Below are 17,467 nucleotides of genomic sequence, written 5' to 3'. Positions count from 1 at the left end.
AGCAGATGAAGAGATTTTACCTCGTCATCCTCCTTGTAAGTTTACTAGGTCTGACAGCTTGTCAGGATGCAGAACGGACAATCAGCGCTGCTGATGTATCCGAGAATGAAAGGTATGGCGGCACGTTGACCTTTGCAATCAGTGTGCCGATTGTCGGGGACCTGCTTGATCCGCATCGATCGGCTAGTCCAGGTAACTCCCGCATCCAAAGGAGCATGTTTGACAGTCTTGTAGCGCAAGAAGAGGATAGCAGTTTCGCACCTTGGCTGGCGACAGAATGGGAGATATCGGATGATCAGAAATCCTACACATTTCACTTACGGGATGATGTGACTTTCACAGACGGTACCCCTTTTAACGCAGAAGCAGTGAAGTTTAATTTCGAAAGGATCAAAAATTTAGATGCGCCAGGGTTGTCACTCAGCTTCATCGGACCGTATGAATCGACGGAAATAATTGATGAACATACTGTGCGGATCCATTTCAGCAAACCTTTTTCTCCTTTCCTTAGCAATCTGGCAACGGAGAACCTGGCTATGGTATCGCCAACTGCTGTAGAAGAAAGAGGAGATTCATTTGCGGTCAATCCGGTAGGTTCCGGTCCTTTCAAAGTAGCTGATTACACACTAGGCACAGAATATGTGCTGGAGCGAAATGAGTACTACAGCTGGGGACCGGCAAATGCAGTGCATACAGGGAAGGCATATCTGGATAAATTGGTCATTAAAATCATCACGGAGGACTCCACTCGAGTGAGCAGTCTGCACAGCGGGGATGTTGACGCTATCGATACGATTCCACCGCAGCATGTTGAGGTCTTGGAAAACGATAAGGATTTGAATATATCTGAAGTAGAGCTGCTGAATTATAATGCAGCAATTCAATTCAATGCGACAGAAGGGCTTCTTCAGGATAAAGAATTACGGGAAGCACTTCGTCTTGGCGTCGATTGGGATGCTATTGTACGGACCGTCTATCTTGGGACGTATGATCGCGCATATGCGGCGCTATCTCCTTCACTACTCGGAGCCGATACAGCTTTAGAGGGAAAATGGGAGTTTGATGCGGGTCAGGCCGAAGCAATGCTTGATGAACTCGGATGGAAAAAGGGAGAAGACGGCATCCGTGTAAAGGATGGCAAACGCCTTTCGTTAGAAATGATCGACTTCTATGCCAACCGAGAAAAGCGGATGGACGTTATGACAATGGTCCAGAATTCCTGGAAGAATATCGGTGTCGAGCTGAACATCCATACAATTTCCCGAGGCGAGTATACAGACAGAAGAATGGCCGGGGATTATGACATGTGGATTGGCAGCCAGTATGGTCCGGATCCTGATGGTGTGCTGCGTGCTTATCTTGCTGCCAAGGAAGGCTATCACGATGAATACCAGGATACAAGAGTGACAGAATTACTTGATGCAGCCACAGATGAACAGGATACCGAAAAGCGGGCTTCCCTTTATGAGGAATTGCAGGAGTATTTATTTGAGGAAGTATATTCTATCCCTGTATACGTGCTGCCGTATACGGTTGCTGCAAATAAGCAGGTATTCGATATTGATTTTGATACAAAAGGGTCGCCGTATTTCTATGATACGTGGGTCCTGCCAGAGTGATGGGAGACAGGCAAAAAGAGAGGGGACACAACTTGGTGAATACAGAGCAAGCGCAGTTGCAATGGCCCGACCTCCAGTTCATTAACTGGTGCAGTGGCCAGTATGGCATCAATCGAGGCATCTACAATACGATTGATGCCTGGCTGTATGAGTACGGCATCCTCGAGTTGAAGGAAAGAAGAAAAGTGATGATTCTATTCTTGCAGCAAGCAGGACAAAGAGATGGAGATAAGTTTGGTAAAGGCGGACTTGCAAGGAATTTGGAGCAGTTCATCACAATATTTGAAAGGGTGGGGACATGACGGAGAAACAAATTACCACTAAAAAGTTAGGATTTGATACAGCTGCTCTCCATGCCGGCCAGCATCCAGATCCCCATAATGGGGCGAGAGCAGTGCCGCTGTTTCAGACGAGTTCCTATGTATTTGAGTCAACAGAGAAAGCAGCTGCTTTGTTCCGTATGCAGGAGCCGGGTTACATCTACTCTCGGAACGGCAATCCAACCAATGCGGTATTGGAGGAGCGCTTAGCAGAATTGGAAGGAGGTATCGGCGGTTTTGCCGTTTCTTCCGGTCAGGCTGCGATCTCGGTCGCCTTGCTGACACTGGCAAAAGCAGGAGATGAGATCATCACAACGAACGCACTTTATGGCGGAACATATAATTTGTTCTCAGAAACGTTCAAAGGGTTCGGTGTGACGGTTAGATTCGTCGATGGACGTAATCTTGAGGAAGTAGAGCAGACAGTCAATGACCGGACAAAGGCAATTTTCACCGAATCTATCGGGAATCCAAATGCGGAAATCGCGGACCTCCACAGTTTATCTGCAATTGCCAAAAGAAATCGTCTGCCATTAGTCGTAGACAATACATTCACCACACCATACTTGCAAAAGCCGATAGATTTCGGAGCAGATATCGTCGTCTTTTCCACTACGAAATTCATCGGCGGACACGGAACATCCATTGGGGGTGCGATAGTGGATGCCGGCACATTCGACTGGACGAATGAACGTTTTCCGGACTTCAATCGGGATAAGCCGAGTATCGGAAATACATCATTCACAAAACTGGCAGGTAACCGGGCATTCATAGCCAAAGCGCGTTTTGAATTGGGGCATGACCTTGGCACGAGTCTTTCACCATTCAATAGCTGGCTGTTCATCCAAGGGCTGGAGACATTGTCGTTCCGTATGAAGCAGCATGTCCATAACGCTAAAGAGACTGCGGCCTTCCTGCGCCAGCATCCAGCTGTTGAGTGGGTGAACTACCCGGACTCAAAGGATGATCCGCAGTATGAATTGGCACAGGCATATTTGCCAAAAGGAGCAAGCTCTATTTTCACATTCGGTATTAAAGGCGGTCGAAAAGCTGCAGAGGAATTCATCGATTCCCTGTCACTAATCTCGCACTTAGCCAATGTAGGAGATTCGAAAACATTAGCCATTCATCCGGCAAGTACGACACATGCTCGAATGACAGAGGAGCAGCAGCTGCAGGCTGGTGTATACCCGGATCAAATCCGATTATCAATTGGCTTGGAAGATATCGATGATATTCTTGCAGATCTTGATCAGGCGTTGCAAGCAAATTAAAAGGAGGAAAATTATATGAAGATAGCAGCAGTAATTAACCAGAAGGATTATATTGTTCCGATAGTTGATGGCGAAACAATTCGGTTGTTTGATACGCAAACGAAAGAATTAACAAATATGGAAAATCCGGCGCCTAAGTTGACGGAAGGCAGGAGGGGTGCAGCTTTGGCGTTAGCTAGACAACATGGTGCAGAAGCCTTCGCAGCACCTCCTCAGACGTTTTGTGAGCTATCTTATGAGAAAGCGCAGCAAGAGCATCTCTTATTCTTCAATCTGGAATCGCCGCTACCATTCGATACATTTCTGGAACTACTGGAGCAAGGATTTGTTGTTGGAGAAAGAGAGATTGCATCCAAAAACGTAGCACCAAGCACTCCAGCTCCATTCCAATCTAAATAAAGGAGGATTAACCATGGGAGATAAGCAATTGCATTTAGGGCTCTTCCTAATGGGAAGCGGACACCATATCGCATCATGGCGACATCCAGATGTTGATTCAGACCAAGTAACATCCTTCCGCTATTTCGCAGAGATCGCTAAGAAAGCGGAAGCGGGTAAGCTGGATATGCTTTTTCTCAGTGATGGACTATCCTTTCATGAACTATCCCACCCTGCAGAGTTGAGCCGATTCGAGCCGGTTTCCTTGCTGAGCGCGCTGGCTGTTGTCACGAATAAGATAGGGCTCGCTTCCACGGTCACTACTACCTATAATGAGCCCTTCCATGTGGCGAGGAAATTCCTTTCCCTTGATCATTTGAGCGAAGGGCGAGCCGGTTGGAACGTGGTTACTTCCTATTACGAATCGGAAGCTAAAAACTTCAGTAAGTCCGAGCATCTTGCCCATCAGGATCGATACATACGGGCAAAGGAATTCCTTGATGTAGTGAATGGACTATGGGACAGCTGGGAACCGGATGCATTGGTGCGAAACAAGGAGCAAGGCATTTATTTCGAGAAAGAAAAGCTTCATCGTATCCATCACAAAGGTACGTATTTCTCTGTAGAAGGACCGCTGAATATCGCGAGATCACCGCAAGGGAAGCCAGTCATTATTCAAGCAGGCTCTTCGGATGCTGGAGTGAACCTTGCTGCAAAATCAGCTGACATCATTTTCACTGCCCAGGATAACTTGGCAGATGCCAAAGCCTTCTATCAAAGAGTCAAAGATAAAGTCCAGACATATGGACGCGATCCTGATCATGTCAAAATCATGCCAGGTGTTTCTGTATATGTCGGAAACACACGTGCAGAAGCTGTAGAAAAGTATGAGCAATTGCAGCGATTGATCACGCCGGAGGTCGGAAAGAATCTGTTATCCGAATATCTTGGGGGCTTTGATATTAGTCCGTATAGTGTGGATGGACCACTTCCTGAAATACCGGAAACGAATGGCAACAAAAGCCGCAGGGCATTGCTGATCAAGCTGGCCGAGGAAAAGCAGCTGACGATTCGGGAGCTGTATCAATATGTAGCAGGATCGAGAGGGCATCGTCTTATTTTTGGAACAGCCGAAGAAATTGCTGATGATCTAGAGAACTGGCTTCATGAAGATGGCGCAGATGGCTTCAATCTGATGCTGCCATCCTTTCCGAATAGCTTGGATGATTTCGTAGATCAGGTGATTCCTGTACTTCAAGAGAGAGGAATTTACCGAAAGGATTATACGGCCAGCACATTGAGAGCGCATCTAGGTCTTCCGGAACCAGTATACAAAAGTCCGATTTTAAATAATCAAAGATGAAAGGATGATAGATTTGAGTAAGCAAGAAAATGAAGAAAAATGGGAAGAGATCATTGAGAAAGTGGATGACCTGCAATATGGCACTGTCTTGATCACTGTGCATGATAATGAAATCAAGCAAGTGGACATTACGGAAAAGAAACGTTTTGGTTAAAAACTAGATTATGTGGGGAGGCATTCCATGACCTATCAATTGGGCATTCTGGATCAAAGCCGATTAGCGGATGAAGACAATTCGTAAGATGCGCTGCAGGTTACTTTTCAGCTTGCCATTCAGAAGGAAGAATGTGGTTATGATCGGTTCTGAATTTTGCCGTACCTGAATGAATTGACGGGGCATGCACTCCAGAGTGTATGTCCTTTTACATAGTAAATTATAATAAGAACTGCCTCTTTTGACCTATTTTTTGTATAATGAGGAAGTACATAGATAAATGTGCGATTTTTTAGGTAAGGGAGTAGATTTTATGGTAACTTGTCCGTCATGTGGACACAACAATACGGAAGGGAGTAAGTTTTGCGAGAATTGCGGTGCTGCTTTGCAAGGGCAAACTGCAGCAGGTAACACACAGCAGGCGGCGCAGGCTCAATATGCAGCGACAAGCCAGCAAGATACCAGTGGAAAAGCGAATGAATATTTGGAGACAACTAAAAATGTATCCAAACAGTATTTCTCTTATTTCCTTGATGTCTTGAAGCGCCCTGATGGTAATGGAATGAAATACGGAACGGATAATTTTGTGAATGCTATTATTACATTTGTTTTATTCTCATTGATCATTCCGTTGACTCTTTACGTCCATGCTAACCGTCAGAGCTATTTTGAGGTACCATTTGGCGAAGTAGTGGTTAAACCTGTTATTGTTTTTGCTGTTTTCTTATTTATTTTTGCTACTATCATTTTTGGTGTCTTGAAATTGGATCAATCGTCTGTATCTTATAAGTCTGTCCTAGTCCGATACGGGAGCTTATTAGTGCCTTTCACTGCAATAATGTTCGTGGGGGCTTTGTTGACCTTCCTTGGATTGGAGTTATGGGGAAGCGTATTAGTTTTAAGTGGTTTCTCTTTTGCTCTTGTAATTGTCCCGTTGATTTTGATTCCTGGTTTCAAGCAGGATAGACAACGCGGAATTGATAATGTCTATTTAGTAATAATTGTGTATGTAATTACTAGCATAGTACTTGGTATCATGTTCTCCATGATCATGGATTCATTAGAGTATTCAAGCTTTTTCTAAACTTGGTTTTAATCGTAAAAGCACATCAGCTTAGCTGATGTGCTTTTTTCTTTACTCAATATTTGATAGCTTCCAATCGTCTCCGGATTTTTCTGCTGTGTATGTCCAGTTATAATCTTGTTGTTCGGAGGTTCCATCGCTATAAGAGATTGTAATCGTCTCATTGGTCTTGATGGTTGCTGAATCGCCATCTTCTTCGTAGCTGGTAATCTCGTAATCATCCAGAGATTCAGTGATGCTTTTGGATGTAAGATTATCAACAAGTGTTTGTTGTGATTCATATAACGCTGATCCTTCAACCATATAAGGAGAAACACTGCTGAAGCTATCGTAATTAATAGCGTCTATTAAGCCATAAAGGTAGTTGTCCATCAATGTGACTGCTGAGTCGGGAATATCCCCTTCAGCGCTGCTATCATCCGTTTTTGTTTCATCGGATTTGGCAGATCCATCAGCCTCATATACCGTAGGCTTCTTGTTCTCCACTACTTTTGTGTTATCACCGATGGAGCTGAAATAATTATAGTCTGCATCATATGCTTGCCATTTCTTTGCTTTTTCATCATAGATCATAGTGTAATTCAGTTCATGGGACTGCTCTGCTAAATCATCGGATTCTTCATCATAAATCTCTGCTTCGTTGAACGTTTGATTGACATCTACTGTTACCGCCCAGCCCGTGTCCAACTTTGTTACATTAAATGTATCCAAATCAAATTCTGATGATAAATAAGAGCCTTTGTATGAATTACTCCAGAAATCTAAATTGTCAATTTCGTCTTGGACCATCTGCTTGAACGGTTTTCCAGCATCTTTAAGGAGACTGGTGTCTTTAGCCGCTTTAGCATTTGCCAGCTGATCACCGACTGTATTAATCTGCTCCATGATTTGTTTTTTTGTATCTTCTGTTATAGAACCTTCTACTTGCAGGTCACTGTATGGATTCGTATCTTCGCTGTAGAGGTTCATGTTTTCTGTTGCAGCCATTTCTATCATATCGTGGGTCAGTGCAGCAGATACTTCGTGAGTACCAGGTACAAATGGACCATAAGTCTTTTCGAAATCATCTGCGTCTGCCTTTCCAACTTCCTTACCATCTACTTTCAGTACTGTATCTTTGTAAGCAGTGGCTAGGGTTATGTAGTAAGGCTGTACGTTAATTTCGTAATTATCATACAGAAGAAGTTTTTTGCCATCCTTAGAAAGGTGGATAGGGCCAGTAGCATAAGCAACTGTTTCCTCTGTTTGGCTTCTCATATCAGCTACTAAAATGTCCAATTCTTCTGGATTTTCATTGTAGTAAGCAATCAGCCCTGTTACTGAATCCTCATCAATCTTAAGCTCTTTATCGTCTGTTGTGATGATTTTAGCAAGTTTCTTTGCATCTTTCTCTGCTAAAGCCGTTTCGAATTTGTCAATCACCTTATCTTTGCTAGTCATTGCTTCTCCTGTCTTGTAGCCGGCAAACAGGATGATCAGAACTGCGATGACACTTGCTAGGATGATCTTGTTCTTTTTACTCATTTTCTTCTTGGGTGCGGTTTGCTGCTGGCGCTGAGGAGTGGGTTTACCGCTCGAGCTTGTGCCGCAGTTATTACAGAACTGTGCGCCAGGCTTCAGTTCGTTACCGCATTCTTTACAAAAATTCATAATTTCTCCTTCCTCTGTCTTATCAGAATAATAGTATAAGGACAAATAAAGACAGCATTCTTATTATAATATTATCCTACTAAATATCTAGATAAATAAGAGAATTAAATTGAAAAAATGGAATTTCATTAATAAATATTCCAATAAAAAACGACCTCGCTTGGCGGGTCGTAGATTAATAGGGTAATGCTGCAGTTACAGGTTATAACGAAAACGAATCATATCCCGGCACTGGATACCATTTTCAAAAATAGGTCTTTCGTAGTTGCGAAGAAAGAAATCATGATCAATTGCTATCATCCTGAAGCCGCATTTTTGATAAAAGGCAATTTGATCGATACTGGAATTGCCTGTTCCTACTTCCAGACAAGTATAGCCCTGTGCGCGGGCTTGCTCAATCGCATGATGGATGAGTTTTCTGCCTATACCTTTTCCTTGATCAGCTTCTCTTACAGAAATGTTGATTACTTCCACGATGTCTGAGCTGGTCGGCAGCAAAACGTAAATGCCCGAGATATGATTGTCTATTTCTGCAATAAAACTGCTTCCATGACGAAGGTATGACTCTATTTTTGTTATAGATGGATCTGCTTCGAGCAAGAGATCCATGGGCGGTGTTTCAGTTGTTGGGTGGAGCTTGCGTATCTTCATCAATTCACCCCTCTAATTATTTAGTATAGGCTATGAAAAAGGCTGCCGGAACTCACCGGCAGCCTTTTGTTACGGCAGGTATTTGACAATCATGACAGAGCACTTCGCTCGTTTAGCGACACGGCTGCTGACACTTCCCATGACGATTTCCTGGAGTGGATTCAGTCCGCGACTGCCGATGATAATAAGATCAGCTCGAGTATCACGTGCATGCTCTAATATCATCGGTGCAGGCTCGCCGTGTTTCATGATCAGCTTGTATTGGATGGATGCTGCTTCGAATGCATCTCGGAAACGCTGGAGCTTCTCATCGCGTTTGCTTTGCAGTTGAATTGGATCACTGCTGTGCAGAACGTCTGCTTTGGTCTTTTCATAATCAAGAACTTGGATCCCCTCCACATGGGTTCCGGGCTGCAGCTTCGCCAGTTGGATGGCATGCTCTGCTGCTAGGAAGGAGTGGTCGGACCCATCAATTGCTACTACGATTTTCTTATACATGGATGCACCGCCTTTTAGTGGTTTGATACGTTCACATGTGCTGAATCGTTAGTTGTCAATTTGTGCATAAGTGCCTGGCTATCCTTGTTCAACCCTTCCAAAGTAACGGAAGAGCCCTTCTCCTTGAATTTTAGCACGATTTTGTCAATCGCTGCTACTGCTGAGTCATCCCAAACATGCGTGTTGGTGAAATTTAGTGTTATATGCTTGGATTTATTCTCAAATGAGAAGCTGTTCGTGAAATCAGTGACGGAAGCAAAGAATAGCTGTCCGCTGATAGTGTAGCGGGTATGATCTGCTGTAGTGCCGGTACTTTTTTCGACTTTCACTTTCGATATTTTTGCAACAAAGAAAATTGCGCTCAATAGTATGCCGATGAATACACCTATGGATAGGTTATGGGTCGCCACTACAGCGATGACGGTTACTACCATGACTACTGAATCCGATAAAGGAACGCGGGTAAGGCTGCGCAGGGAAGACCAGTCAAATGTACCGATACAAACCATGATCATAACACCGACTAGAGCGGGCATCGGGATTTTCACTACCCAGTCTCCTAATACGAGAATTAAGAACATCAAGAATATACCTGCAACAAGCGTAGACAGTCGTCCCCGTCCGCCTGATTTGACGTTGATAACGGACTGTCCGATCATTGCACATCCTGCCATTCCGCCAAAGAAGCCTGTTACGATATTGGCAATACCTTGTCCGCGGGCTTCTTTGTTCTTGTTACTGTCTGTATCCGTCATGTCATCAACGATAGACGCAGTGAGCAAGGATTCCAGCAACCCAACGATCGACAAAGCTAGTGCAGTCGGGAATATTATTTGCAATGTCTCTAAGTTGAGTGGGATATTTGGCAAAAGAAAGGTAGGCAGTGCTTGCTTGATTTCCCCTAGATCACCAACGGTGCGGACATCAATATGCAGGAACAACGAGATAATTGTCACTGCCAGAATGGCCACAAGCGGAGCGGGTACAGCTTTCGTAATGAGCGGGAACAGATAAATGATGGCAAGCGTGACTCCCACTACGATATAGGTGGTCGTATTGATGCCGATGAAATGTGGAACCTGCGCCATGAAAATTAAGATAGCAAGCGAGTTCACGAATCCGATCATGACAGAACGCGGAATGAACTTCATAAAACGGGCAATACCTAAGACACCGAATAAGAGCTGTAATACCCCGGTTAGAATCGTAGTAGCGAATAAGTATTGTAAGCCGTAATCTTTCACTAATGTCACCATCAATAATGCCATTGCTCCTGTTGCAGCGGAAATCATTGCTGGTCTGCCGCCGACGATAGCAATGACGACTGCCATCGAGAAGGATGCATACAATCCGACCATCGGGTCTACCCCTGCGATGATGGAGAAGGCGATTGCCTCCGGAATTAAAGCCAAAGCAACAACGATACCGGAAAGGATGTCTCCGCGGACGTTGCCAAACCATTGTTTATTCAATTTTGCTGTTGCCAATTTACTTACACCTCATTTTTATTATCTTGTTGACTTCTAAGTCTCATAGAAGTCGGGTCCGAATTTTGATAAGCTTACTGTAACACGATTCAGCAAGTTTTGGAACCAAAACTACCGTTTTTGGTACTTTGTTTGGAGTGAGATAAAATGAAGATTGGATATATACGGGAATTCGTACAGGGGAAATGGGACAGTCAGCCAACAGAAATGATGAACTGCGAGACCGTGATAGAAGAGAAGGACGACGTGCAGGGTCAGCCTTTGTTAGAGGAGCTTTTGGAGAAGCTTCAGCCGGGAGATGTGCTAGTTGTACGTAAGCTTTACAGCCTGGCAAATTCGACAAAGCATCTAATCGAAATTTGTCGTAACCTGCAGGAGAAGCAGGCGGATCTGTTATCAATCGAGGATAGTGTTGATACGCGAGGTGATTCGTTTTTTCAGCATTTGGAGCAGATTGCTGTATTCCGGAAAGAAGTAGTAGGAGAGAGGACCAAGGCAGGACTTTCCGAAGCAAAAGCAAAGAACCGAGCGGGGGGAAGACCGCGTAAACCAGATAGGAATGTTCAAAAAGCTATCGATATGTATCGAAGCAAGAAGTACTCGATAGCCGACATAACCATTGAAACAGGTATTAGTAAAACGACGCTGTACAGGTATCTTCAAGAATAAATTTGTCAGCATTTGTTTATGATCAATCGTTTGTTTAGCTGAAAAAGAAGCACCTTCATCGACTTTGGATGAAGGTGCTTTTCATTTTTTATCTACTATATTCCTTGTTGTAAACAATTTGAAGAATGATATAACTCCATTCTAAAAATACTTCTACATCCGGACAGATCGCATCCATACACCAATGCTTAGGAATATAACCCCTGTTAACAGAAGAATACCGAGTATTACGGGAAGCTGAGCGGTTGCATCAAATAAAGTGATTTGCAGGCCAAATGTTTCTTTGAATTCATCCAAAATCGAGGCGGGAGCTTCGGCAAAGGTAGTTTCAATTGCAGGCTGCATCAGAACGTCACGCAGTGCTGCGACACCATAAGTCGGGGGAAAGAACTTGGTTATTTCCTGTACAAATGCCGGCAGCTGTCCGATTGGTATGTAGATGCCAAGCAGAAAACCGGATAAGGTACCGACCAGAGTACCCATGGATGAAAAAGATTTTCTGGAACGTATTAGAACTGTGATGGCGAAAAGGAAGGCTGCAGAAGAAAAAGTAATCAGCATGATTAAGCCGATAGCCGATAGTAAGCCATTCCAAGTAACAGTAGGTTTATCATTCAACCAGAAATATCCTTGAGCAATGAGCAAGGCGCCGACAGAAAATAGTACAGCGATCAGCCAAGCGGATAATAGGTACCCTATAACCAATTGGGTTCTTGTTATTGGTGTGATCAGTAAAGCGTGCAGCTGGTTGCTGACGGCGTCTTCAATCATCGTGCTTAAAACAGCCAATGTGACTGTCAGAGAGATGACTACAATGATTCCGGCGAGAAGCCAGCTTTGCATCAGCTCTTTCATGCCGGTTGCTCCCTGTGCAGCTTGCTGTGCCGAATTAGTCGTCACATCAGCCAAGAAAAGCAAATAAAGGACAATAATGATACCTGTTGTGAGTAAAGACATGAAGACAGCAGTCTTGTCACGAAAATACAATCGATTAGAGCGCTTTGTCAGCTGCCAGATTGTGTGCATGTGTATTCTCCTTTACTAAGTTAATGAACACATCGTCCAGACTGCCTTTGATTAATTCGAAATCGGTGATACTGTCCTCTAAATGCCGGAGGATATGGTACGCATGCAAACTATTTGAGACAGAAATTTGGAATAAGCCGTTCTTAAGGTTATAGCTGTAACGATGTTCATCTAAATACGTTGCTGTAAAATCGTTATCGTTAACTTGTAAGCGCAATGTATCTGAAGCGTAAAGCCGTTTCAACTCTGCTGGTGTTCCTTGTGCTTTGATTCTGCCCTTATCAATGACAACAATTTGATCTGCTTCAGCTGCTTCCTCCATGTAATGCGTCGTCAAAAACACAGTCATTTGGAGCTGCTGCTGCAGACTTGCAATTGTTTTCCATACATCGACTCTTGTTTGGGGATCGAGACCCGTCGTCGGTTCATCTAAAAATAAAATGGCTGGCCGGTGCAGCAGTGCCCGGGCTATCTCTGCACGTCGTTTCTGGCCGCCTGACAGATGCCGGAATTGTTTTTTTAGGATTGGTTCCAGCAGCAAGGTATCGGTTACCCAGGAGATACTTTTCTGAGTATCAGTTTTTGACATACCATAGAATCGCCCCCACATGTCGAGATTCTCCTTTACGGTAAGAACATCATCGAGGACATTATCTTGAAAAACCAAACCAATCCGCTTGCGAATTTCTGCGTCATCCTTGCCCGCTTGGAAGCCATCGACGAAGATAGAACCATTAGACTGCTGCAAGCGGGTTGCAATCATATGGATGGTTGTCGATTTTCCCGCACCATTTACACCTAAAAATGCGAATAGATGCCCTTTCTCCACATCGAAGGATATGTCATCCACCGCAACGGACTTCCCATAGCTTTTCGTTAGATTATTAATTTCAATGATTTTCATTCGCTCCAGCCTTCTTCCTTTTATAATTAGCTAGTTCTTCATTCAATTGCTTTGCTTCAACACTATGAATAAGGCGATAGATAGCCCAAAGGACGATATAAATGAAGATAACAAGAGCAAATAATAACGCGAGCAGCTTCCAGTTACCTGTATCAAACCAGCCGAACAGGGCAGCGGAACCTGTGAAAGTACCCAAGACAACAAGGAGGAACAGAAGTGAGCGGGTAAGGATGTTAGATTCATTTGCTCGACCCAGAATCAAAATCTGTATCCAAGTCAGCACAAAAGTAATAAGTAGATTTTGAGGTACAAGGGCAATATCCATTGTGTTATTTCCGATGAAGGCATAAATGTATATGCTTGTTGCCAAAATAGAGAACATAAACATGATGCCCCATGATTGGATGAAACTTACGAAAGTCTTCATCATTTACTCCTCCTTTCCTATTCCGAGCTTGTGTTTTAGCTGCGGTACGTACTGCCTGGAAATTATTAATTTTTCTCCGTTTGTGAGGGTGGCTGTAAGTTTCCGGCCTAGAGCGGGCTTTAGTTTTTCCACCTTTGAAAGATTGAGGATAACAGATTTAGATATACGTATTAGATCGGGACTGAAATGCGACTCCTCAATTTGATACAGCTTTAATGAGGATTGGTATACAGCGCTCTTATCATAGAGAAATACAGTATTATCCACTGACTCGATATAGTAGATAGAGTCTGGCTGCAGAAGATGCAATTCTCCATTCCTCTCACCAGACAATCTTTCTTTGTTAGAGGCTGAGAGGATTTTGACGAGTTCCAGAATGCTGGAGTCTGTTTGACGGCAGGTGATTTGCACTTCGGTTTCCTGGCAATTATCGTCCTCCTGAATTGTGATTTTCATAGCACGCCTCCTGTCTTTTACTTGTTGTTATTTCCAGTGTAACGGTCAGCAGAGGAAAAACAATAGCAGATGGTGTATCCTGCCAATAAGAGCAGTTAAGCTGCCATCTATGTATTGATCAAACGTTTGATAAAGATTGCTGACCGGGAAAAAGTAAGTGATGAAGGAGGAGAATATGATGAAAACAATTACCCTACCGGATGGAACTGAACTAGCGACGATCGGACAAGGAACTTGGTATATGGGGGAAAACGAATCGAGACGTCATGATGAGATTCAGGCCTTGCGCACGGGACTTGATCAGGAATTGCAGGTGATTGATACAGCCGAGATGTATGGTGATGGCCGCTCCGAACGGCTCGTACAAGAGGCGATTGCAAATCGAAGGGAAAAAGTATTCCTTGTTTCAAAGGTGCTGCCCTCCAATGCAGCGTTCGATGATGTGCTAGCAGCCTGTAACCGTTCCTTGGAGCGATTAGGAACTGACTATCTGGACCTATATTTGCTTCACTGGCGAGGAGCAGTACCGCTCTCAGAGACAGTGGCTGCTTTTGAGCAGTTGAAAGAAGAAGGAAAGATTAAGCGCTGGGGTGTATCGAATTTCGATACTGATGATATGGAAGAGTTATGGAATGTAGAGAACGGGAAGAATTGTGCGGTCAATCAAGTACTCTATAATCTTACTGCGAGAGGAATTGAATATGATCTGATTCCGTGGCAGAAGGAAAAAGGTATACCGATTATGGCGTATTGTCCATTAGCTCAAGGAGATCGGAAGGAAATTCTGCATAATGATACAGTCCGTGAACTGGCAAAAGCATACGAAGTATCCGTTTCTCAGATTGCTTTAGCATGGACGATTCAGTCAGGACATGTGCTTAGTATTCCAAAAGCTGGACAGGCTGCTCATGTGGTAGAAAATGCGGAAGCTGCCAATCTCGTATTAAATAAAGAAGATCTTGCAAAATTAGACAAGGAATTCCCGCCGCCGACGTCGAAAGTACCGTTGGAGGTCGTGTGAATGCATAGGCATTTTACATGACAGTCTATGCAGGCAACGCTATACTAAACGAGAAAAACCGCTAAAGGAGTGCTTTTAAATGAACTATGTAACACTGAACAATGGCGTGAAAATGCCACAGCTTGGCTTTGGAGTCTGGCAGGTTGGAGATGAAGAAGCAACTGCAGCAGTAGCGAAAGCACTTGAAGTTGGTTATACAAGCATCGACACAGCAATGATTTACAAAAATGAAGCAGGCGTTGGCAAAGCGATCAAGGAAGCAAACGTAAACAGAGAAGATCTGTTCATCACAACAAAAGTTTGGAATTCTGATCAAGGATTCGACAATACAATTGCAGCTTTCGAAGCAAGCCTTGAGCGTCTTGGTCTTGAGTATGTGGATCTTTATCTAATCCACTGGCCGACACCACAATATGATGAGTACGTGGATACGTTTAAAGCATTAGAGAAGCTATACAAAGACGGCCGCGTGAAAGCAATCGGCGTATGTAATTTTGAAATCGAGCATTTGGAACGCCTGTTGAAAGAAACAGAAATCGTTCCAGTCTTGAACCAAGTGGAGTGCCACCCGTACTTGGCACAAAACGAATTAAAAGACTTCTGCAAAAAGCATGACATCTTTGTAGAAGCATGGAGTCCGCTTGATCAGGGCGGCGATGTTTTGAAGGATGAAGTCGTGACAGCAATTGCTGAAAAGCTTGGTAAAACAGCTGCACAAGTTGTGCTTCGCTGGCACCTTCAGAATGACACAATTGTCATTCCGAAATCTGTCACACCATCCCGTATCGAAGAGAACTTCCAAGTATTCGACTTCGAGCTATCTGCAGAAGATATGGATGCGATCAATAAATTGGATGCAAACCGCCGTAAAGGTGCACATCCAAACGAGATGAACAAACGATAAGTAAGACAGGGAGAGCGCCGAGATGGCGCTCTTTTTTTGCGTTGACAGTTATTTGGGGAAGTGATTGTATGGATGTAGAAACCTCGAGCGCAGGAAGGATTGATTGATGTGTTCTCAGACGTTATCGGCTTTATCATAATCGTTTTAATTTTCGCGGTGCTGATCAAATTTAGAGTAATTAAGATAGTAAGTAAGAATGGTACAAATATAAGCAATCCAATCATGAGTTAACTCTCACTTATAAGAAATTTAATGGTTTCGATTACTATTATTTTAAATTTAGTCAAGGCCGGACGATGACACTCTCTTATGATGTGGAGGTCGATGAAGGAGAACTGATATTGGAATGGCGTGATCGTAAACAGTTGCTCTGGCAAGAAGTATTTACTGAAAACACACAAGGGTCTATTACAGCTCAGACACATAACCGGCGTTACTCAGTCAGAATTGAAGGTAAACATACAAAGGGTGGATGTCGTATCCAGTTTACGGAAAAGGATTCGCAGTAATGATAGTAGGATTTGAGTAGGTATATCCCATAACTCGTATATCTCATTGACAGCTTTATGCTGTTGGAGGAACTGAAATTATCATTGTTATGTACATTGATTTATATGGAAATGTTATCCTGTTTAAGAACTAGAAAGAAGGGAGAGGTATATGGAGAAAAAAGGACATATCTATAACCTTATTTCTATCCTTATGATGGCGATTGGGCCTTTGCTAGCTAAGTTTGGTGTGCTGGAGATAAGTCCGGCGCAAGCTGCAATCATTAATGTTCTGGTTATTTTACTAGCAAGCTATCTATTTGGGTACATCCAAGGTAAAAAAGTTTCATTCTATGCAGACAAAGAGATGATTTTGCTAGGGGTGTTGAATTCATTCGGTGTTATTCTCCTTTACATTAGCACCAGTTTGTTATCTCCCGTTGAGATTGGATTTATTGGCCGCTTCTATACGGTATTCGCAATTTTACTGTCTTTGCTTATTCTGAAAGAGCGATTGACCAGAAAAGAGACATTCTTTATTATGGCAGCCATGTTGGGCATCTTTCTATTCATTGATACAGCGAACGTATACGGTGCGAGTCTGATAGGCAGCATATGTGCACTCTTCCAGACATTCTTCTTTGCTCTCTCCAATATCTATATTAAAAGGACTATGGCGACAGATAAGGATTCCAATTCTATCTTGTTCACCAATAACTGTATCGCACTAGTTTTTGTGACGCTCTATGCAATCGTTACAGGGCAGCTTTGGGAAGGGGCTTTGTCGCTTTCAGGAATAGGATTGATTGCATTATCTTCTTTACTGACAGGTTTCGTCGGAACACTGTTCTTATATGAAGCATTGAAATACCTGAGATTTTCAATTGCTAATACTATACGCGCATTTAGTCCAATACTGCTCGCTGTTATCTCTTTTCCATTCTTTCCAGTTGAGATTACTTGGCAAAAAATTGCAGGGGCAAGTGTTATGCTGCTTTCGATTTTTCTTCTTACTTCTAATAAAAAGAAAGAACAGCATTCATCTAAAAAGAGTGCGGGTTGATGCTAAGGTTTGTGCATGTCTATGCTATAGT

The 17,467-nt window shown here is 43.4% G+C and carries 20 protein-coding genes; 12 read left to right on the top strand and 8 right to left on the bottom strand.

Annotation, left to right across the window (positions count from 1 at the left end):
* Nucleotides 1–5 precede the first annotated feature (5 nt).
* The 7 genes from CHH48_RS17040 (at nt 6) to CHH48_RS17010 (ending at nt 6,192) form a co-directional block, all read left to right on the top strand.
* On the top strand, nt 6–1,619 hold the full coding sequence (locus CHH48_RS17040) for an ABC transporter substrate-binding protein (RefSeq protein WP_095220511.1): 1,614 nt from the start codon (nt 6–8) through the stop codon (nt 1,617–1,619).
* 35 nt (nt 1,620–1,654) lie between these two features.
* Nucleotides 1,655–1,921: a hypothetical protein gene (locus CHH48_RS17035; RefSeq protein ID WP_245840430.1), complete on the top strand. Its 267-nt coding sequence runs from the start codon at nt 1,655–1,657 to the stop codon at nt 1,919–1,921.
* Nucleotides 1,918–3,213: an O-acetylhomoserine aminocarboxypropyltransferase/cysteine synthase family protein gene (locus tag CHH48_RS17030; RefSeq protein ID WP_095220513.1), complete on the top strand. Its 1,296-nt coding sequence runs from the start codon at nt 1,918–1,920 to the stop codon at nt 3,211–3,213. The genes CHH48_RS17035 and CHH48_RS17030 overlap by 4 nt, the downstream gene beginning before the upstream one ends.
* Nucleotides 3,214–3,228: 15 nt before the next feature.
* The gene (locus CHH48_RS17025) at nt 3,229–3,612 is read left to right on the top strand and encodes a hypothetical protein (RefSeq protein ID WP_095220514.1); all 384 of its coding nucleotides are present in this window, start codon (nt 3,229–3,231) and stop codon (nt 3,610–3,612) included.
* A 13-nt stretch (nt 3,613–3,625) separates the two neighbouring features.
* On the top strand, nt 3,626–4,954 hold the full coding sequence (locus CHH48_RS17020) for an LLM class flavin-dependent oxidoreductase (protein ID WP_095220515.1): 1,329 nt from the start codon (nt 3,626–3,628) through the stop codon (nt 4,952–4,954).
* A gap of 13 nt (nt 4,955–4,967) precedes the next feature.
* On the top strand, nt 4,968–5,108 hold the full coding sequence (locus tag CHH48_RS17015) for a YezD family protein (RefSeq protein ID WP_318250124.1): 141 nt from the start codon (nt 4,968–4,970) through the stop codon (nt 5,106–5,108).
* Nucleotides 5,109–5,421: 313 nt separating this feature from the next.
* Nucleotides 5,422–6,192, top strand: coding sequence for a zinc ribbon domain-containing protein (locus tag CHH48_RS17010; protein ID WP_176466503.1), 771 nt, complete (start codon nt 5,422–5,424; stop codon nt 6,190–6,192).
* 51 nt (nt 6,193–6,243) lie between these two features.
* Here CHH48_RS17010 and CHH48_RS17005 read toward each other — a convergent pair whose 3' ends face one another.
* The 4 genes from CHH48_RS17005 to CHH48_RS16990 form a co-directional block, all read right to left on the bottom strand.
* Complete coding sequence (locus tag CHH48_RS17005; RefSeq protein WP_095220517.1) at nt 6,244–7,842, bottom strand: zinc ribbon domain-containing protein; 1,599 nt, start codon at nt 7,840–7,842, stop codon at nt 6,244–6,246.
* Between the two features lie 195 nt (nt 7,843–8,037).
* The gene (locus tag CHH48_RS17000) at nt 8,038–8,493 is read right to left on the bottom strand and encodes a GNAT family N-acetyltransferase (RefSeq protein ID WP_095220518.1); all 456 of its coding nucleotides are present in this window, start codon (nt 8,491–8,493) and stop codon (nt 8,038–8,040) included.
* A gap of 69 nt (nt 8,494–8,562) precedes the next feature.
* Nucleotides 8,563–8,991: a universal stress protein gene (locus CHH48_RS16995; protein ID WP_095220519.1), complete on the bottom strand. Its 429-nt coding sequence runs from the start codon at nt 8,989–8,991 to the stop codon at nt 8,563–8,565.
* 14 nt (nt 8,992–9,005) lie between these two features.
* Complete coding sequence (locus CHH48_RS16990) at nt 9,006–10,478, bottom strand: SulP family inorganic anion transporter (RefSeq protein WP_095220520.1); 1,473 nt, start codon at nt 10,476–10,478, stop codon at nt 9,006–9,008.
* 147 nt (nt 10,479–10,625) lie between these two features.
* Here CHH48_RS16990 and CHH48_RS16985 point away from each other — a divergent pair, with 147 nt between their 5' ends.
* Nucleotides 10,626–11,147 (top strand): recombinase family protein, encoded by a 522-nt coding sequence (locus CHH48_RS16985; RefSeq protein WP_095220521.1) that lies wholly within the window; start codon nt 10,626–10,628, stop codon nt 11,145–11,147.
* A gap of 153 nt (nt 11,148–11,300) precedes the next feature.
* On the opposite strand, the gene CHH48_RS16980 is transcribed toward CHH48_RS16985, so the two are convergent.
* The 4 genes from CHH48_RS16980 to CHH48_RS16965 are packed head-to-tail and all read right to left on the bottom strand — an operon-like array spanning nt 11,301 to nt 13,960.
* Nucleotides 11,301–12,173: an ABC transporter permease gene (locus CHH48_RS16980; RefSeq protein WP_095220522.1), complete on the bottom strand. Its 873-nt coding sequence runs from the start codon at nt 12,171–12,173 to the stop codon at nt 11,301–11,303.
* Complete coding sequence (locus CHH48_RS16975; RefSeq protein WP_095220523.1) at nt 12,139–13,077, bottom strand: ABC transporter ATP-binding protein; 939 nt, start codon at nt 13,075–13,077, stop codon at nt 12,139–12,141. The genes CHH48_RS16980 and CHH48_RS16975 overlap by 35 nt, the downstream gene beginning before the upstream one ends.
* Nucleotides 13,064–13,504, bottom strand: coding sequence for a DUF3021 family protein (locus CHH48_RS16970; RefSeq protein ID WP_176466502.1), 441 nt, complete (start codon nt 13,502–13,504; stop codon nt 13,064–13,066). The genes CHH48_RS16975 and CHH48_RS16970 overlap by 14 nt, the downstream gene beginning before the upstream one ends.
* Nucleotides 13,505–13,507: 3 nt before the next feature.
* Nucleotides 13,508–13,960, bottom strand: coding sequence for a LytTR family DNA-binding domain-containing protein (locus CHH48_RS16965; protein WP_095220525.1), 453 nt, complete (start codon nt 13,958–13,960; stop codon nt 13,508–13,510).
* A 178-nt stretch (nt 13,961–14,138) separates the two neighbouring features.
* Here CHH48_RS16965 and CHH48_RS16960 point away from each other — a divergent pair, with 178 nt between their 5' ends.
* From CHH48_RS16960 to CHH48_RS16950, 4 genes are all read left to right on the top strand, one after another.
* Complete coding sequence (locus CHH48_RS16960; RefSeq protein WP_245840427.1) at nt 14,139–14,981, top strand: aldo/keto reductase; 843 nt, start codon at nt 14,139–14,141, stop codon at nt 14,979–14,981.
* Between the two features lie 79 nt (nt 14,982–15,060).
* Nucleotides 15,061–15,885 carry an aldo/keto reductase gene (locus tag CHH48_RS16955; protein WP_095220527.1) on the top strand — a complete coding sequence of 275 codons (825 nt, stop codon included), beginning with the start codon at nt 15,061–15,063 and terminating at the stop codon, nt 15,883–15,885.
* 341 nt (nt 15,886–16,226) lie between these two features.
* Nucleotides 16,227–16,394, top strand: coding sequence for a hypothetical protein (locus CHH48_RS19640; protein ID WP_176466500.1), 168 nt, complete (start codon nt 16,227–16,229; stop codon nt 16,392–16,394).
* Nucleotides 16,395–16,545: 151 nt separating this feature from the next.
* Complete coding sequence (locus CHH48_RS16950) at nt 16,546–17,436, top strand: DMT family transporter (RefSeq protein WP_095220528.1); 891 nt, start codon at nt 16,546–16,548, stop codon at nt 17,434–17,436.
* Nucleotides 17,437–17,467 lie beyond the last annotated feature (31 nt).

It is taken from the genome of Terribacillus saccharophilus, assembly GCF_002272075.1.
Classification (GTDB): Bacteria; Bacillota; Bacilli; order Bacillales; family Amphibacillaceae; genus Terribacillus; species Terribacillus saccharophilus_A.
The sequence above is the reverse complement of the archived record's forward strand: the minus strand, read 5'-3'. Positions and strand labels throughout refer to the sequence as shown.

Excerpts from the sequence above, each read along its gene's own strand:
- CHH48_RS17040 (WP_095220511.1), top strand. The coding sequence starts at position 6 with ATGAAGAGATTTTACCTCGTCATCCTCCTTGTAAGTTTACTAGGTCTG.
- CHH48_RS17030 (WP_095220513.1), top strand. The coding sequence starts at position 1,918 with ATGACGGAGAAACAAATTACCACTAAAAAGTTAGGATTTGATACAGCT.
- CHH48_RS17025 (WP_095220514.1), top strand. The coding sequence starts at position 3,229 with ATGAAGATAGCAGCAGTAATTAACCAGAAGGATTATATTGTTCCGATA.
- CHH48_RS17020 (WP_095220515.1), top strand. The coding sequence starts at position 3,626 with ATGGGAGATAAGCAATTGCATTTAGGGCTCTTCCTAATGGGAAGCGGA.
- CHH48_RS17010 (WP_176466503.1), top strand. The coding sequence starts at position 5,422 with ATGGTAACTTGTCCGTCATGTGGACACAACAATACGGAAGGGAGTAAG.
- CHH48_RS17005 (WP_095220517.1), bottom strand. The coding sequence starts at position 7,842 with ATGAATTTTTGTAAAGAATGCGGTAACGAACTGAAGCCTGGCGCACAG.
- CHH48_RS17000 (WP_095220518.1), bottom strand. The coding sequence starts at position 8,493 with ATGAAGATACGCAAGCTCCACCCAACAACTGAAACACCGCCCATGGAT.
- CHH48_RS16995 (WP_095220519.1), bottom strand. The coding sequence starts at position 8,991 with ATGTATAAGAAAATCGTAGTAGCAATTGATGGGTCCGACCACTCCTTC.
- CHH48_RS16985 (WP_095220521.1), top strand. The coding sequence starts at position 10,626 with ATGAAGATTGGATATATACGGGAATTCGTACAGGGGAAATGGGACAGT.
- CHH48_RS16980 (WP_095220522.1), bottom strand. The coding sequence starts at position 12,173 with ATGCACACAATCTGGCAGCTGACAAAGCGCTCTAATCGATTGTATTTT.
- CHH48_RS16975 (WP_095220523.1), bottom strand. The coding sequence starts at position 13,077 with ATGAAAATCATTGAAATTAATAATCTAACGAAAAGCTATGGGAAGTCC.
- CHH48_RS16970 (WP_176466502.1), bottom strand. The coding sequence starts at position 13,504 with ATGAAGACTTTCGTAAGTTTCATCCAATCATGGGGCATCATGTTTATG.
- CHH48_RS16965 (WP_095220525.1), bottom strand. The coding sequence starts at position 13,960 with ATGAAAATCACAATTCAGGAGGACGATAATTGCCAGGAAACCGAAGTG.
- CHH48_RS16960 (WP_245840427.1), top strand. The coding sequence starts at position 14,139 with ATGAAAACAATTACCCTACCGGATGGAACTGAACTAGCGACGATCGGA.
- CHH48_RS16955 (WP_095220527.1), top strand. The coding sequence starts at position 15,061 with ATGAACTATGTAACACTGAACAATGGCGTGAAAATGCCACAGCTTGGC.
- CHH48_RS16950 (WP_095220528.1), top strand. The coding sequence starts at position 16,546 with ATGGAGAAAAAAGGACATATCTATAACCTTATTTCTATCCTTATGATG.